Genomic DNA, 16,624 nt, shown 5'->3' on the forward strand with positions numbered 1-16,624 from the left:
CGTCCGTTTTCTCTTCATGATCGTGGTCCGTCCTGTCAGCGGGCGCGGTAGAGGAGGGCGAGCCTCAGCCCGCGCAGGGTGGCGCGGTCGCCGGTGAAGGTGAGCGCCAAGGGAGCGGTCGCGGGCAGCCCCGGGGTGGGCAGGAGCCGGCCGTCGACCAGCGGGTTGCCGTGGACGGCGAACTGGGCGGTGCCGGGCGTGTCCGTGTCGTACACCGCGAAGATGCCGCTGATCTGCGGGGTGTACAGGTCGGGCAGCAGGGCGGGGGACAGGGGGAGGGTGAGCGTGCCGGTGAAGGACTCCCACTCCTCGGGGAACTCCGCGGCGACGTCGATGAAGCGCGCCGCGTCGTACGGCTGCAGCAACCCCTTCACGCCGGCCGCGAACGTCTCGCCGCCGTGGTCCGCCTCGTAGCGCAGCGTGATCCTGGCGTCGTACAGGTCGGCGGGGCGATCGGCGGAACGCAGGCCGGGCAGCGTCAGGCGCCAGGTGGAGACCGCGCCCGTGCCCTCGAACGGCAGGTAGCGGTCCTCGTCGTAGCGCAGCTCGAACAGGCCGTTGTTCTCCCAGCCCTCGGGCGGCTGCGACAGCGCGATCTGCCGGCCCGCCCGCCAGTCGGTACGGACGCTGCCCGGCGGCGTGCCGGTGGGGGTGAGCAGGTACTGCACGCCCTTGGGGTCGGGCGTCAGCACGGTGTGGTGGGTGAGCTGGGCGAGGGTGGCGTTGAGCGGCAGTGTCGTGCCGTCGGGGCCGGCGAACGTGATCGCGACGGTGCGGAGCTGGCGGCGGTAGTGGCCGGGGAAGTCGCGGTCGAAGAAGTCCTCGGTGAGCGCGAACTCGCAGCTGCCCGTCGTGCGCAGCGTCAGCAGCGCCACCGGGTCCAGCTCCAGCAGCGAGATCTGCCGCGTGATCTCCAGGCGCCGCCCGTCCCCGGCCGTGTACGCCTGCCCCAGCCGGTCCAGGTCGTGCGCGAGGAGCTGCCCGGCCAGCAGGCCCTTGCGCCTGCTGTCCCAGTGCGCGGAGGTGATCACGCTGTCGGTGGCGCCGCGCTCGTACTGGTAGGCACGTTCCGCGGCGCGGGCCAGGTCGGCCGCCATGCCGTAGGTCTGGAAGTACAGCCCGGCGAGCCGGCCCGACATCCACTGGTACAGGTCGGCGCCGGTGAACTTCTCCCGCAGGAACGCCGACACCGCTTCCTGGTCGGCGATCTGCCGGTTGAGGATGTCCAGCTCGCGCCGCGCGACGGCCAGCCGCGCCTCGGCGCCGGTGACCTGGTGCTCGATCTGGGCGGCCTCGTTGGTGGCGATGGCCAGCTGCAGCTGGTTGTCCTGCATGGCCCGCTCCTGCTCCGCGCGTACGCCGAGCAGCTCGCCCAGGACCGACAGCCCTTCGCCGAGTGACTCGGCGATTCCGGCGACGCTGTCGAGGGCGTCGCCGATCTCGTCGCCGCCGGCCATCGTGCCCAGGATGAACGGGCCGGCGAGGATCTGCGGCGCGCCGTGCGCGACGGACGCGCCGATCCGCAGGCCGCTGGAGGTCAGGTGGGCGGTGGAGGCGGCGGCCATCATGGCCAGCTGGGCGGCCTGGATCGGCGTGACGCCGGCGTCGATCACCTGCTGGTAGTGGGTGATGCGCCCGCGCGCCCCGGCCAGCCCGGCCTGCAGCGCGGCCAGGCTCTCCTCGGCGTCGGTGATCTGCGCCTCCTTGATGGCGCGGGTGAGGTCGAGGATGCCCGACTCCTGGGCGGACTGCAGCTGGCTGAGGGCCTCGGCGTCGCTGCGCTCCAGCACCTCCAGCAGGTTCGCGCCGAACTGGCAGACCCGGTCGGTCAGCTCCTGCGCCCTGCGGTACAGGTAGGCGAACCGGTGCTGCGGCACCTCGGCGGCCGGTGCGGCGGTCACGCCGTCCAGCGCGCCCGCGTACGCGCCCGCCACCAGCGTCATCGGGTCGATGGGCGGCTCGAACAGCGGCAGCGGCCGGCTGATGCCCATGATGTCCAGCGACGCCCTGATCTTGGTGAGGCGGTCGGCGACCAGGTCCCAGTAGCCGAGCAGCGTGGCGTTGACCGGCGCGTAGAAGTACGGGTGCCCGATGCTTTCGTGCACCCGGGCCAGCGGCCCGAACAGCTCGTCGCCGGCCGAGACCTTCTCCAGCTCGGCGAAGCTCATCGCCGCCTCCAGCGGCATCGGCCCGAGCTCCTGCGGGCGCCGCCCGAGCAGGTCGAAGGCGAAGATGTACAGCATCCGCGCCTCGTCCACGCTCTCGGGGGTGTAGCGCCGGAAGAGCTGGTCGCCCCAGTCGAGCAGGTTGTCGATGTACGCGCTCACCACCGCCCGCCGGTAGGCCACCGGCCGCAGCGCCGCGATCGCGTGCGGATCGAACGGATCGTCGCGGTAGGCCTCGCGCAGGCCGACCACGTCGCCCGTCACGTCGTACACGCGGGGCAGCTCCATGGCGATCGCGAGCTCCTCGCCGGGCGGCAGCGCGGCCAGCGCGGCGAGGTTCTCGCGCTGCTCGCCGGTGAGCGGCGCGCCGCCCCGGAACACCGGCACGAGCGAGTCGAGCAGCGCGATCGCGCCGGCGAGCTCCGGATCGCCGTGGGCCCGCAGCGCGTCGGCCAGCGCGGCCGGGTCGGCGCCGAGGAAGGGCAGGAACCGCCACGGCTGGCCCGGCCCCGTGGGGTCGAAGATGTACTCGTACCAGGTCCGGGCCTCGTCGAAGCGCTGCGCGGCGTTGAGCGCCTGCGCGATCAGCAGCGGCGCGTGGAAGAAGATCTCCCAGTAGTAGAGGCCGTTCGCGCTGGTGAAGTCCAGGTGGGAGCGGCCGGGCAGCCACGCCGCCTTGACGCGCTTCTTGCGGACCTTGATGGTGACGGCGTCGGAGTTGTCGGTGTCGAAGGCGGGCAGCTCGTCGGTCTCCTGGGTGTAGGTGTCCAGCAGCGCGGGCACGCCGCCGGCCAGCAGGCGCTGGTTCAGCTTGTAGGCCGTGCTGGTGGTGAGCCGGACGATGTCGTGCGGCACCTCGGTGTACTCGTACGGGCGCGGGAGGGTGCCGCCCTTGGCGTACACCGCGTACCGGTCGCCGGTGAACAGGTACACCTCGGTGTCGGTCTCCAGCGCGCCGGTGATTCCGGCGGGCAGCTCGCCCCAGTTGCCGGCGACCGGCCGCCAGGACCACTCGCCGACCCTGGCGTACTCGGCGCCGCTGAAGGCGTAGCCGCGGAAGACGGCGTCGATCTTGAGGGTGAGCGGCTGCGGGTATCCGGCGTCCATCACCTCGGGGATGGCGTATTCCGGGCCGAGGGTGTAGCGGGCGAGCTGGAGGCCGCTGGCGAGGAACAGGTACGTGCCGTCGACGACCCAGGCCGCGTCCACCGAGGTCCAGCCGGGCCCGTCGGAGGTTTCACGCCGAGGCGCCGAGGAGGCCGCGCCGTCCGGCTGGGGATCGGGGCCGGGGTCGGGTTCGGCCCGCCGCGAGCGCGAGGGGTGCGAAGGATGCGCGGGGCCTGTCCCGTCCGGCGGGCCGGACGGCTGGAGCGGCTCGGATGGCTGGAGCGGCTCGGTGAGCCCCCAGCGCCAGGAGATGTACCGGCTGCCGTCCGCCGTGTTCGACCCGGGCGCCATCCGGGTGAAGCGGCCGCCCCGGTTGTTGCTGAAGAAGTAGCGCGTGCCGTCGGGCAGCGCGAACGCGGCGTCCACGCGCACCCAGTTGGGCAGCCCGGCGGCCCCCTTGATCGGCGCCGGCGTGACCGGCTCCTGCTCGCCGGGCATGATCGGCCGGCACAGGAAGCTGCCGCCCTTGTGGTCCATGCTGAACCAGGACCCCTCGCCGATCCCGAACCCGGCGGGCCGGTTGAACCAGATCACCGACGCGGACTCGATCCCGTCGGGTTCGTCGAAGATCGTCGTCACGTCGCCCGTGGGCGGCCGCACGACGATCCCGGGCACCGGTACGGTGTACAGCTCGGGAGTGAGCGCGAACGACTCGCCCGCGTCGCCGCCCGCGGTCGTGGCCGCGTACGAGACGATGATCGCCTGGTGGTCGCCCCCGGGCAGCGGGCCGGGCCGCACCCCGAGGGTGACGCCGAGGATCGGCTCGCCCGTCGGCGCGCCGGTGGCCAGCAGCTGCGCGGGCATCCACTCCTCGTTGAGGTTCACGTACGAGAAGTAGATCTTGACGGCGTGCCGCAGCGGCGCGGACACCCGCTGGGTGCTGCCGGTCTCCACGACCGCGATGGACGTGGTGCCGCTCCGCTCGGGCGGCAGGTCCTCGACGGTGGCCCAGAACACGAAGGTCCGGTCGAAGGCGCGGACGGGCTGGACGCGGTCGGCGTCGATGCGCACGTCCACCTTCTGCCAGGGGCGCCAGGTGGCCGACAGCTTGTCGCCGTCGCGGAAGGTGGCCGTGCGGCAGTAGTAGCGCCGCGGGTCGCTGCGCGTGAGCCCGAACAGGACCAACTCGCGCGCCCCCGCCTCGGCGGCGTCGACGTACCCGCCGGCGATCTGCAGCCGCGACACCTCGGTGTACTCGTCCAGGTAGCGCTTGTACGCGCGCTGCGCGGTGGCGGAGGTGACGCCGCTCTGCAGCAGGTCGTTCTCCAGGTCGGCGAAGCCCGGCGTCTTGGTGTCGCGCAGCTCGGGGCGCAGGTAGTTCTCGGGATACAGGTAGACCTTCCGGTTGGCCTCCCACACCCGGTAGTTCTTCATCCACGACCACCAGCGGCGCAGCCGCGCCCGCGTGTCCGGGTCGGCGAGGCCGGGCGCCTGTTCCAGGTCCAGCAGGCAGCGGTGCAGGTAGAGCTGCACGGCGGCGATGGCCTCGCGGACGCGCGAGGTGACGCCCTGGCCGCCCATGTCGACGTCGATGAGCTGCCGGTCGAACAGGTCGGTGGAGTCGGCCAGGTCCGGGTCGGCGGCCAGCACGACCGACAGCAGCGCGTCGCGCCGCAGCACGCTGTCGCGCTCGCCGGTCAGGCCGGGCAGCGCCGACGGCGGGACGCCGGCCCTGCGGGCGAGCGCGAACAGCTCGCGCGCCGCCAGCACGAAGCCCATCGCCGACTCCGACGGCATGGTGCGCTGCGCCCACATCAGCTCGCCGACGTCCCAGCCGAAGATGCCCGCCATGGTCGTGTACGGGTCCTCGTCGGCGGCGGTCAGGGCGTCGGCCGGGGCGGGGCCGAGCGCGGCGAAGCGGATGATCGTGAACAGGTCGGCCAGGCGGTGGTCGGCGGCGTCGGCGAACCCGTCGGCGATCGCGCGCACCAGGCCGGCATCGCTGACGTACTCGTCGCCGCGCACCAGGTAGAGCCGTCCGGCCAGGGTGAACGCGGCGTCCAGGCCGGTCTCGAAGGCCGGCGGCACGGCGCCCCAGTCGTCCTTGATCGTGCGGGGGAAGCCGGGGTCGGCCAGATGCAGGACGCCCGCCCGGTCCCGCGCCGCGGGCCACCGGTCCTCCTCGGGACGGTCCGCGCCGATCGTGTAGCGGACGTACTGGTCGCCGCGGAAGGCGTACACCTCCTGCCCGACGGCCACCACCGCGTCCACCGTCCCGTCCACCGTCCCGTCCACCGTGCCGTCCACCGTCCCGTTCATCGGGCCGTCCGCTGGGCCGGCGAATGCGTTGCGCACCCGCCCCCACACCGGTGGCGGAGAGCCGGGGGCGTCGGCCCGCAGGTAGCTCGTCCCGGCGAACAGGTGGATGCCGTTGCCCGCGAATCCCGCGTCGACCCCGTCGCGGAACTCCTCGGGCAGCGGCGCGACCCGCAGGTCGTCGGCGAGCCCGGTGAAGATCGCCCGCGGGTAGCCCTCGTCGGGGCGGGTGTAGTCGTTGCCGGTGTAGCGGCTGTAACGCCCGCCGGACAGCAGGTAGGTGTGCTCGCCGACGATCAGCGCGGCGTCCAGCGGGCCGCCCAGCGGCCGGGTCCGCCCGGCGACGTCCTCGTAGGCGGCCTCGTGGCCGAGCTCGTCGCCGGAGGCGAACGCGGTGTCCAGGACCGCCTGCCGGCCGGCCGAGACGACGTGGCAGCGGCCGTTCATGAACAGGTACAGGCTGCGCCGCCCGGTCACCGCGGCGTCCACCCTGGCGTCCGGGGCGGCGAGGGCGTCCTCGAAGGACTCGGCCAACCCAGGAAACTCAGTCCTGAAATTTCGGGACATGGGCTTGGGGTAGCCGGGGTCGGCGTAGGCGTACTCGTCGGTGGAGTAGCGCGCGTACCGGTCGCCGCTGATCAGGTACGTGCGCCCCGCCCAGGTGAACGCCGCGTCCACCCGCTCGAACGACTCCCCGGCCGGGTCGGTGAGCGGCCCGAAGGCGCCGTCGGCGTAACGCCGGTACCGCTCGCCGAAGCAGAAGTACGTCGCGCCGTCGCCGCCGACGTACGCGCTGGTCAGCGTGCCCTCGAAGCCGCGCCACAGCCGGCCGACGGGCCGCGGCGCCGACCCGTCGGGCAGCGTGTACGTCCGCCCGGACAGCAGGACCAGCGTGTCGCCCACCGGCAGCACCGCCCGCGGCGCCTCGTCGGCGTTCCAGTACGACGCGTCGGCGACCTGCGGATAGCCGGGATCGGGCGCGGCGTAGTCGTCGCCGGAGTAGACCACGTACCGCATGAACCCGTCGTCGTCGGGCCGGTCGAACAGGTAGGTCGCCTCCTGCCACACGTAGGCGATCGCGACGCTGGTCAGGCCGCCCCAGTCGCCGGCGACGTCGCGCGGCCGCCCGCCGTCCACCGTGTACCGGCCGCCGCCGAACAGGTAGGTCCGCCCGTCGCGCCCGGTGAAGCCGGCCTCGACGGCGCCCAGCCCGCGCGGCCTGCCCCACGCCTCGGCGATCGGGTACTCGCGATCGACGAGCGTGTCGTAGCAGGCGTCGCCCTTGAAGGCGTAGGTGACGCCGTCGGTGCCGAACAGGAGCGCGTCCAGGCCGGTCCTGAACCGCTCGGGCACCTCGCGCAGCACCCTGGGCCGGGCCGGGCCGGTCACCGTGCCGAGCCCTTCGACCGACCCCTGCCGGCGCCAGCCGTCCCGCCCCTCGACGACGAGCTGCCCGTCCTCGACGAAGGCGCACGACACGTCGGGCACCTCGTACGTGCGGTGCAGCGCGTCGGAGACCACGTGGCAGGTGTGCCCGCGGAAGAAGTAGACGTTGCCCCGGTCGGCGAAGGCCGCGTCCACCGCGTCCAGCTCCGCCGTCAGCCGGCCCAGCCGCGGCTCGCGCTTCAGGTCCGCCAGCGGGCGCGGGTAGCCGAGGTCGGGCGTGGTGCCGGTGTAGCGGATGAACTGGTCGCCGGAGAACAGGTAGGTGTGCCCGTCCAGTTGCAGCGCCGCGTCCACCCGCCCGGTACGTACCAGGTTGTTGCGGGTGCGCCCCCAGAAGGTGGCCACCGGCGCGGGATAGCTGTCGTCGGTCCGGCTGTAGTCGCCGCCGGAGTAGCGCACGTACTGCTCGCCCGAGAACACGTAGGTGCGCCCGTCGCGCCCCGCGAACGCGGCGTCCACCGAGGCGAACGGCACGCTGTCCCACTGCTCGGCCAGCTTGTGCGGCGCCGACCACCAGCGCCGCCTGGCGTCGAACTCGACGTACCGGTCGCCGCGGAACAGGTAGGTGCGGCCCTCGGGCGAGGTGAACACCGCGTCCACCTCCGGCCCGAACGAGTCCGGCAGGTTCCACCAGTTGCCCGGCAGCTCCCGCGGGTAGCCCTCGTCCGGCTCGGTGTAGTCGCCGGTGGAGTAGCGCACGAACTGGCCGCCGCCGAACAGGTACGTCTCGCCGTCCAGCACGAAGGCGGCGTTCACGCTGGTCAGGCCGCCCCAGTCGGGGGAGATGCGGCGCGGGTGGCCGAGGTCGACGCGCGAGTAGTCGGTGCCGGAGTAGCGCAGGTAGGTCTCGCCGCTGAACAGGTACGTCCGCCCGTCCAGGCCGACGAACGCGGCGTCGACCCGGCCGCTCGGGAAGGCGGCCGGCATGGCGCCCCAGCGCTGCACGGTCGGCACGATCGGCGCGTCCCCGGTGAGCGCGACGGTGCGGCCGTCCTTGAACAGGTGCACCACGTTGCCGGCGTCGGCGAAGGCGGCCTCGATGTCGCGCTCGAACTCGGCCGGCACGCCCGGGAACTTCGTCTCGATCGTCAGCGGGTAGCCGTCGTCGGCCTGCGCGCCCTCGTTCTCCAGGGACGCGGTGTGCAGGACGACGCGGTCGCCGCGGAAGACGTACACGCCGGTGGGGTCGGCGTAGGCGGCGTCCACCAGCCCGTCGAAGCCCTGCCCGTGCAACTCCTGCCCGTTCAACTCCTGCCCGTCGAATCCGGGCGTGTCGTTGTCACCCGTGCCACGCCAGAACGCGGCCTCGTCGGTGAAGGCGTGGAACTGGCCGTCGCGTCCGAAGAATCCGGGTTCGCCGAACTCCTCCGCGGGCCGGGGGAACCCCTCGTCCACCGCGCCGAAGTCGCCGGTGGAGTAGCGGACGTACTGGTCGCCGCAGAACAGGTAGGTCCGCCCGTCGTCGTCCACCAGCGCGGCGGTGATCTCGCCGCCGCCGGCGAACTCGTCCCTGAAGCGCCCCCAGACCTGCTCGTGGGCCGCCCACCGCGCGCTGCCGGGCTCGCGCACGTACACCCGCGGCCCGCTCACCAGCCAGTCGGCGCCCGCCGGGTGCCGGAAGGCGGCGTCCACCCGGGTCAGCCCGTCCGTGAGCTCCGCCAGCGGCGCGCCGCCGTTCGTCCGGCCGTCGTGGAAGCGCCAGTACCGGTCGCCGCGGAAGACGTACACGTCGCCGTCCGCGCTCTCCAGCATCGCGTCGATGCCTCCTGCCTCGGCCGGCAGCGCCAGCGGCTCGGGGTAGCGCGCGGCCAGCCGCAGGTCGCCGAAGGCCAGCGCGACCCGCCGCTCGTCCATGCCGAGCTTGGCGGCCAGCCGGGCGAACGCCCTGATCCGCCGGTAGGCCGCCGTCGGCGGCTCCAGCAGATCGGTCAGCTCGGCCCCGGCCCCGGCGCAGATCGCGGTGACGACCGCGGCGGGCACGCCCAGCGCCTCCTGCGCGACCGCTGCCAGCGCCGCCGCCTGCGCCTCCCGCTGGGCGGCGAGCGCCGTCTCGATCTCGGCGACGCCGTCACCGGTGGCCATGGCGACCGCGTTCAGCAGGCCGAACACCTGCGCGCTGTAGTCGGCGGCGCCCGGCAGGTAGAACTCCACCACGCTGTTCGGCTCGCTGAAGAACGGCAGCCGCTCCTCGGGCACGGCCAGCCCCTCGTCCAGGTCGCCGCCCTGGATCAGGGCGTCCAGCAGGGCCTGCGCGTCGGCCTCGCCCAGCCCGAGCGCGAGCAGCGCCGCCCGGTCGAGCCGGTAGGGCCGCTGCTCATCCGCGATGGCGCGCAGCCGTTCCTCGACGACCGGGTCGTCCCCGTCCGGCCCGCCAGTGTCGATGATCCGCCGCGCGACGGCCAGCTCGGCGATCTCGACGAACGCCTCCGGCGGGAAGACGCAGACCTGCTCCCACCGCTCGGCGACCTGCGCCTGCATGAGCGCGAGGACGTCCGCCTTGTACGGCTCGAACTCGGCGGCCAGGGAGAAGTCGCCGGCCGCCAGCTCGGTCACCGCCTCCTTGTCGCGGTAGTTGCCGTCGCCGTCGACGAAGCCGTTGAACCGCAGGTTCTCCAGCAGCCCGTCCGGCGCCGCGCCCAGCTCGATCGCCAGCGGCTCCTCCAGGTAGGCGTCGCCGCCGGCCCTGATCAGCGCGATGACGTCGCCCGCGACGTCGCCGAGGTCGGCGTTGAGCTCGCCGATCTCGGCGTTCAGCACCACGCCCTCGCGGTCGATGTAGCCGTTGCAGACGAGGTTGTCGTACAGCTCGGCGCGCTGCGCGATCGACAGGCCGGTCAGCTGCTCCAGGTGCGACGGGTAGCACGTGCCGTCCAGGTCGCCGAACAGCTCCGCCACCTTGTCGCGGTACGGGGAGAAGTCCGTGGCCAGCTCCGAGGGGACCTCGACCAGGGAGCCGTCCGCCGTGAGGTTGCCGCGCAGCACGAGGTTGGTGAAGATCTTCACGGCCAGTCGGTCGCCCAGGCCCAGCCCGGTGAAGTCGGCCGGCGTGACGCGTGCCGCCCCGATCAGTGCCCCGTACGGCTCCGCCTCGGCCAGCCCGTCCCAGATCGCCCGGGACGCGCGCTCGCTGAACCGGTCGGAGACGAACATCCGCGGCCCCGGCGCCACCTGCGCCAGCGCCTCGCCGAGCGCGGCGGCGAGCTCCTCCTCGCCCTCGGCCGGCTCGCCGGGCCCGGCACCGGAGGCGGTGGTGCCGGACGTGGGGCGGCCCGCGAACTCGGCCAGGTCCTGCGCCGACAGCCCGGCGTCGCGCATCCACCGCACCACCAGCGGCAGCGCCTGGGCCAGCCACAGCCCCGGGCCCGCGTCCGGCGCGGCCAGGATCCGCCGGCAGTCGACCGTCGCGCGCGGCGTCGCCGGTGGCACCGCGAGCGGCACCACGAACGGCACCGCGATCGACCCGTCGAGCAGCCGCAGCAGGTCGAACAGCTCGTCCGCGGTGAGTCCCAGCACGGCCATCAGCCGGGCCGCCCGGTGCAGCGCCGACAGCCCCGCCTCGCCCGCGACGACCTCGGCGAAGCGCGCCCGCAGCCGCTCCAGCTCCGCGGCCCCGATCCCGAGGCCCTCGGCGACCGTGACGCCGGCGAACGTGCGGACCTCCAGCTCGGCCGGCATCGGCGCGGCCAGGCTCACCGTGACGTCCATCGGCAGCGCGAGCGAGCGGCTGACGTGCACGGCCGCGGCCAGCACGCCCAGCGCCGCCGCGTCCAGCCGGTTCGCGCAGCAGCCGCTCAGCACGAGGTCCAGGTCCTCGAACGGTATCGCGGCCCGCCGCGCGAGGCGTACGAACCGGTTGAAACGGTCCAGCCAGGCGAGCAGCTCGTCGCCCTGGGGCAGGCTCGGCCGCCCGTCCACCACCGCGACGGCCGCGCCGCCCTGCCGGACGAACGCCGCGCCGAGGACCCGCGTCAGCTCGACCTCCGACAGCCCCGCCGCCCGGCGCAGCCGCTCCGCGTCCGCCAGCACGGTGAGCTGCTGGTCCTGGCCGACCTGGAAGGCTGCCCGCAGGTGGTCCTCCTGCGGCCGCGCGGTCGCCACCACGTCGGCCACCTCGGGCGACAGGCCCAGGAACTGGGTCGCGAGCTCGGCCGCCGCCGCCCCGAACAGGCGCGGGATCTCCTCGCGCCCGATGCCGTGCCGCCCCAGGAACGTTCCAAGCTCCTCGTAGGCGAGGTCGAAGGGCTTGTCGAACGGGAAGAGCATGGTCCTCATCCGCCCGTACGGGTCCGGCCCGGCCAGCCGCTCGAGGATCTCGACCACGATGTCGATGTACGGGAGCTCGGTGAAGGTGTGCTCGGCGTCGAGCGGGATCTCCCGGATGTCGGGCCGCCGCTCGTGCAGCCGCGCCCCGTCGGCGTCGACCTCCTCGTCCAGCAGTCGCAGCAGATCGGCCAGGTACGCCGCCGGCGAGTTCACCGTCCGCCCCTCGTCCCCGGGCCGGAAATCCAGGTTTCCGAACAGCAGCTGATAGTTGGGCAGGCTGTCGCCGACGCGCATATGAATGACCTCCGAAGAGCGGGCACGCGCCATTCACGGCAGGCGGGCGGCGCGCCGCCTCGCGTGCACGTGAATACGTCGTCCGAAAATAGGGAAATGGTTTCGACGGCAGGGGCGGCATATTCCCCCGCCGTCCTGGCAGCCGCCCTCTGGTGGCGCGACCCGTAACAGCCGGTCCCTCCCCGACGGCACCGGCTCAAAGCCCCGCCCGGCCCTCGCCACGGCAGCGCACCGGACTCAGGACGGGCAGTAGCCAGAATGCATCGACTTCAAAGGTCCGTCAATGCGCTACGGCATTGCAACTTCGGCGGGATTCTTCACCCGGTGAACGTCCGGAGGAAGGCGCGGCCGAATAACACCCCCACAATGACGTGGGCCGCAAAGAGGCGATCGCATTTCAGGACGGCCGGCCCCGCGCCGCCCATCGCTCTCCCACCGCGGTCAGGCACGGGCGAACCGGACGGTGATGGACAGGCCGCCCTCGGGATGCGCGGTGGCGGCGAGGCCGGCCTGGTGGGCCTGGGCGACGGCGTGGACGATGGCCAGGCCGAGGCCGTAGCCGTCGTGGCGGCCGTGACGGTCGGCGGCCAGCTTCTCGAACGGGTGGAAGAGACGCTGGACCTGGTGGGCGGGGATGACCGGGCCGCTGTTGGCGATCGTGAGGAAGGCCTGCGTATCAGAGACGCCGGTGGTGATCGTCACGTGCCCGCCCGGGTGGTTGTGGCGGACGGCGTTGTCGATGAGGTTGGCGGCGAGGCTCTCCAGGAGTTTCGGGTCGCCGGCGGTCACGGCGGCGTCCAGGTGGTCGGCGAGGTCGATGCCTCGCTCCGCCGCGCGGTCGCGGCGGGAGGCGAGGACGTCTCCGGCGAGGTGGGCGAGGTCCACGGGGTCGCGCCGGGTGATGCCCGCCTCGCTGGTGGCCAAAGTCAGCAGCGCCTGGACGAGCCGCTCCTGGTGCCGGCCGAGGGCCAGGGCCTCCTGACAGGCCGAGCGCAGGGTGGCGGCGTCGGCGTCGGGGTCGGCGAGGGTGACTTCGAGGAGGGTGCGCAGGCCGGCGAGGGGAGTGCGCAGCTCGTGGGAGGCGTTGGCGACGAAGTGGCGCTGGGCGTCGAAGGAGTCTTGCAGGCGGGCGAACAGGTCGTCGAGGGTGTGGCCGAGCTCGGTCAGCTCGTCGGCGGGCTCGCCCAGGTCGAGGCGCCGGTGGAGGTTTCCCGCCGAGATGACCTTGGCGGTGGCGGTGATGGCGCGCAGCGGGTGCAGGAAGCGGCCGGCGACGAGCCAGCCCAGCGCCAGCGCGACGGGGACCAGCAGGATCAGGGCGACCGCGGATCCGGTGAGGAGCTGGGGGACGGGGATGCCGGGCCCCGGCTCGGTGATCGCGCCGGCCGGGGAGCCGCCTGCCGGGGTGGCCGCATCGACGGTGGCGAGCGGCACGGCGACGAACGCCAGCACGAGGGCCCCGGCGGCGTAGATGCCCGCCGCGTAGGCGAGCGCGAGCCGTGCCTGCAAGGATTTTCCGGCCAGGTGAGGGAAGGTCATGACGGTCCGATGCGGTAGCCGCCTTCGCGGATGGTCTCGATCACCGGCGGGTCGCCGAGCTTGGCGCGCAACCGGTGCATGGTGTGCTTGACGGCGCTGCTGAAGGGGTCGGCGTTCTCGTCCCAGACGCGTTCGAGCAGCTCCTCGGCGGAGAGCACCAGGCCGGGCGTGGCGAGCAGGCATTCCAGCAGGGCGAACTCGCGGGGGCTCAGGTCGAGGCGGCGGCCGGCCCGGAACGCGGCCCGGCGGGCCGGATCGAGAGTGATGTCCCCGTATGCCAGGGTGGGCGGCACCGGCGGGGTGGCGCGGCGGGCCAGGGCGCGGACGCGGGCGACGAGTTCGGCGAAGGCGAACGGCTTGGGCAGGTAGTCGTCGGCGCCGAGGCCGAGCCCGTGGACGCGGTCCTCGATCGTGCCGGAGGCCGTCAGCATCAGGACGCGGGTCTGGCAGCGGTCGTGGGCCAGCCGCCGGCAGATCTCGTCCCCGTGGACGCCGGGCAGGTCGCGGTCGAGGATCACCACGTCGTAGCGGGTGGCGGCCAGCCGGTCGCAGGCGGCGCTCCCGTCCAGGACGACGTCGACGGCCATGCCCTCGCGGCGCAGCCCCGTACCGATGGATCGGGCCAGGACCTCGAAGTCCTCCACGACCAGCACCCTCACCGCACCTCACCGCCACGAAATCGAGCCGCCATGCCTCAACGATGGCAGACCCCCGGTTCCAGCCAGGTCGCAACCGCCGCGACCCGGCTGGAACCGGGCAGCGCGTACAACCGCCGGCATGACTTCTTTCACGCCTCACCGCTCCGGCCGGCGAGCCGGGCCGGACGGCTTCCTCCAGGTGCTGCGCGCCGAGTGGGCCAGGTTCCGCGGCGCGCGCGGCCTGGTGCTCACCATGGCGGCCTCCGTCCTGGTCACCGTGTCGCTCGGACTGCTGGTCGCCGGGGGCGCCCGCAGCACCTGCGTCACCGGCACGGGCGAGGGCCGCTGCCCAGCGCCCCTGCTGGGACCCGACGGCACGGCGGTGAGGGACAAGTACTACTTCGTGCACCAGCCGCTCACGGGGAACGGCACCATCACCGCCCGCGTGACGAACATGACCGGGCAGATCCGGCTGCCGGACGTCATCCCCGGGGTGCGCAACGTCAAGGAGGGGGTGGTGCCCTGGGCGAAGGCCGGGCTCCTCGTCAGGCAGAGCCTCCGGCAGGGCACGCCGTACGCCGCCGTCATGCTCACCGGCGGCCACGGCGTGCGGATGCAGCACGACTTCACCCACGACGTGGCCGGCGGCCCGCACAACGGCCCGCAGTGGCTGCGGCTGACCAGGTCGGGCGACACCGTCACCGGGTACGAGTCGGACGACGGCACGACGTGGACCGTGGTCGGCACCGTCACGCTGGCTGGGCTGCCGCGCACGGTCGAGATCGGGCTGTTCGCCACCTCGCCCGGCGTGCTGTGGCAGGCGGCCGAAGCCTTCTCCCAGGTCACCGCCACCTTCGACCGGATCACGCTGCGGGGGGCGGACGGCCCGTGGCGCCGCGACGACGTCGGCGTCGTCATGGAGTCCGACGGCACGACCCCGCACCACCCGGGCGGGGCCGTCGAGTCCGGCGGCAAGGTCATCGTGACCGGGGGAGGCGACATCGGGCCCGCCACGCTGGACGGCGGCCTGCGCGCCGACCTCACGCTGGTCGGCGGGGCCGTGGGACTGGTCCTGGTGCTCGTGGCGGCGGCCATGTCCGGCGCGGCGGGACGCCGGCGCCGGCCGATCGGGGCCGGCCTGCCGGGCGAGCCGCGTCCGGCGGGGCTGCCGGCGGCCAGGGCGGCGGTGCTCGGCGCGGTCGCGTTCGTGGCGGGGCTGGTGGCCTCGGGGGTCGTGGTCCCTGTCGGGCTGGCGCTGCTGCGCGCCAACGGGAACCCGGTCCAGCCGATCACCGTGGGCACCGAGCTACGGGTGATCGCCGGCTACGCGGCCTTCACCGCGGCCGCCGCCGTGCTGGCTCTGGGCCTCGCCGCGCTGGTCAGGCGGGCCGTGGTCGCCATCGGCCTGGCCGTCGCGCTGGTCGTCGTGCCGTACCTGCTGGCGACGGCGGGCGTGATGCCCTGGCTGCTGGCGGTCACCCCGGCCGCCGGGTTCGCGATCACGCAGAGCGTCCCCACGTTCGCGCACGTGGACGTCACGCCCTCGCTGATCGGCGGCTACTACCCGCTCCCGCCGTGGGCGGGGCTGGCCGTGACCTGCGGGTATGCCGCCCTCGCCGTCGCGGCGGCGGTCGCCGCGCACCGCGGGAAGGGGCCTGGTCAGGCGGCCGGGTCATCAGGCCGGGACGGCGCGGCGGCAGAGAGCGCCGGGCGCGACGGCTCCAGCGGGTAGCGCGTGACGTCCACGGTGAGGAGATCCGCGAGGAAGGCCGCCTGCCGCGGATCGTCCCAGTCGCCGGCCTCGCCCCCGTTGACGGCCGTCCACACCCCCCACTCCAGCAGCATGTACGTCAGAGCGACCGGCCACAGCTCCCGCTCCCGCGCCGTCACCCGCACGTGCCCGAGGTAGGCGTCGCGGAAGGCGGCCCACTCGCTCTCGTCGAACAGCCTCCCCGGACGATCGGCCGCGTCGTTGTGGAACAGCAGCACGGCCAGCGCCAGGTCGAGCAGCCTCGGCGCCCGCTCGCCGTTGTCGGGGTCGACGAGCACGGGGCCGGCCTGGCCGTACACGAGGTTGACGGCCTTGAAGTCCATGGTCACGTCGGCCACGGGCAGGTCGGCGTCGCGGACGGCCGGGAGCGTGGTCGCCATGAACGACCGCAGCAGCGGCTCCAACCGGCCGAGCACCTCCTCCCGCAGGTCCGGCCGGTAGGCCCTGAGAACCTTGTCGAGGCCCGTGACGTCCTCCTCGACCGACTCCTCGTCGTGGTCGGGCCACTCGAAGCCGGGCAGCCCGGGTGAGCCGTCGGCGTCACCTGCCGCGTGCAGGCGGCCCAGCAGCTCGCCGGCGGCGCGTATGTCCGCCGGCGAGCCGTCATAGGCGCGCCCGTCGATCCAGGGGTAGGCGACCCAGTCGTCCCCGCCGATCCGGCGCGGCCCGGCCAGCGGCGTCACCACCGGCATCCCGAGGCGCGCGAGATGCCGCACCCACCTGCCCATGGCCTCGGGCGCGTGGGTCCGCTTGACGGCGACGGCCACGCCGTCGATCGCACCGCGGAAGACGGGTGCGTAGGGGTACACCGACTCCTGCGGCTCGATCCCGAACTGCCGGAACACCTCGGAGTAGTCGTTGGTCACAAGCCCCGACCCTAACGGGAGCATCAGGCGCGAATCCGCCGAATTTCCGGCGCACCACACGAGCCACCGGCCTTCCCCGTCTGACTGGCGGCCGGGCAGACCGACGGCTGCCGACCGGCACAACCATGGGACACGGTTTACCTTTCGGGACTGTTGACGGCTTATGGGCCATTGAAGAATGGGATGGCGAAGGCTCCACGAGTCTTCCTCTCATGGGAG

5 protein-coding genes are annotated in these 16,624 nt (G+C 73.5%); 1 reads left to right on the forward strand and 4 read right to left on the reverse strand.

Translation table 11 applies throughout. The annotated features are described in order from the left end of the window. Positions 1–35: 35 nt before the first annotated feature. From FH608_RS16370 to FH608_RS16380, 3 genes are all read right to left on the reverse strand, one after another. Entirely contained in the window at positions 36–11,591 is an 11,556-nt protein-coding gene (locus FH608_RS16370) for a Tc toxin subunit A-related protein (protein ID WP_193318452.1), read from the reverse strand. 441 nt (positions 11,592–12,032) lie between these two features. Next, the gene (locus tag FH608_RS16375; protein ID WP_139631340.1) at positions 12,033–13,130 is read right to left on the reverse strand and encodes a sensor histidine kinase; all 1,098 of its coding nucleotides are present in this window, start codon (positions 13,128–13,130) and stop codon (positions 12,033–12,035) included. Beyond that, complete coding sequence (locus FH608_RS16380) at positions 13,127–13,789, reverse strand: response regulator transcription factor (RefSeq protein ID WP_139631341.1); 663 nt, start codon at positions 13,787–13,789, stop codon at positions 13,127–13,129. Before FH608_RS16380 ends, FH608_RS16375 begins: the two co-directional genes overlap by 4 nt. A gap of 118 nt (positions 13,790–13,907) precedes the next feature. On the opposite strand from FH608_RS16380, the gene FH608_RS16385 reads away from it, so the two are divergent. Further along, positions 13,908–15,500 (forward strand): DUF1349 domain-containing protein, encoded by a 1,593-nt coding sequence (locus FH608_RS16385; protein WP_193318453.1) that lies wholly within the window; start codon positions 13,908–13,910, stop codon positions 15,498–15,500. Here FH608_RS16385 and FH608_RS16390 read toward each other — a convergent pair. After that, a complete protein-coding gene (locus FH608_RS16390; protein WP_193318454.1) occupies positions 15,428–16,405 on the reverse strand; it encodes a phosphotransferase in 978 nt (325 codons plus the stop codon). The two genes, FH608_RS16385 and FH608_RS16390, sit on opposite strands and share 73 nt — an antisense overlap. Between the last annotated feature and the right edge of the window lie 219 nt (positions 16,406–16,624).

The organism is Nonomuraea phyllanthi, assembly GCF_006334985.2.
Taxonomy (GTDB): domain Bacteria; phylum Actinomycetota; class Actinomycetes; order Streptosporangiales; family Streptosporangiaceae; genus Nonomuraea; species Nonomuraea phyllanthi.

Excerpts from the sequence above, each read along its gene's own strand:
- FH608_RS16385 (WP_193318453.1), top strand. The coding sequence starts at position 13,908 with ATGACTTCTTTCACGCCTCACCGCTCCGGCCGGCGAGCCGGGCCGGAC.
- FH608_RS16370 (WP_193318452.1), bottom strand. The coding sequence starts at position 11,591 with ATGCGCGTCGGCGACAGCCTGCCCAACTATCAGCTGCTGTTCGGAAAC.
- FH608_RS16375 (WP_139631340.1), bottom strand. The coding sequence starts at position 13,130 with ATGACCTTCCCTCACCTGGCCGGAAAATCCTTGCAGGCACGGCTCGCG.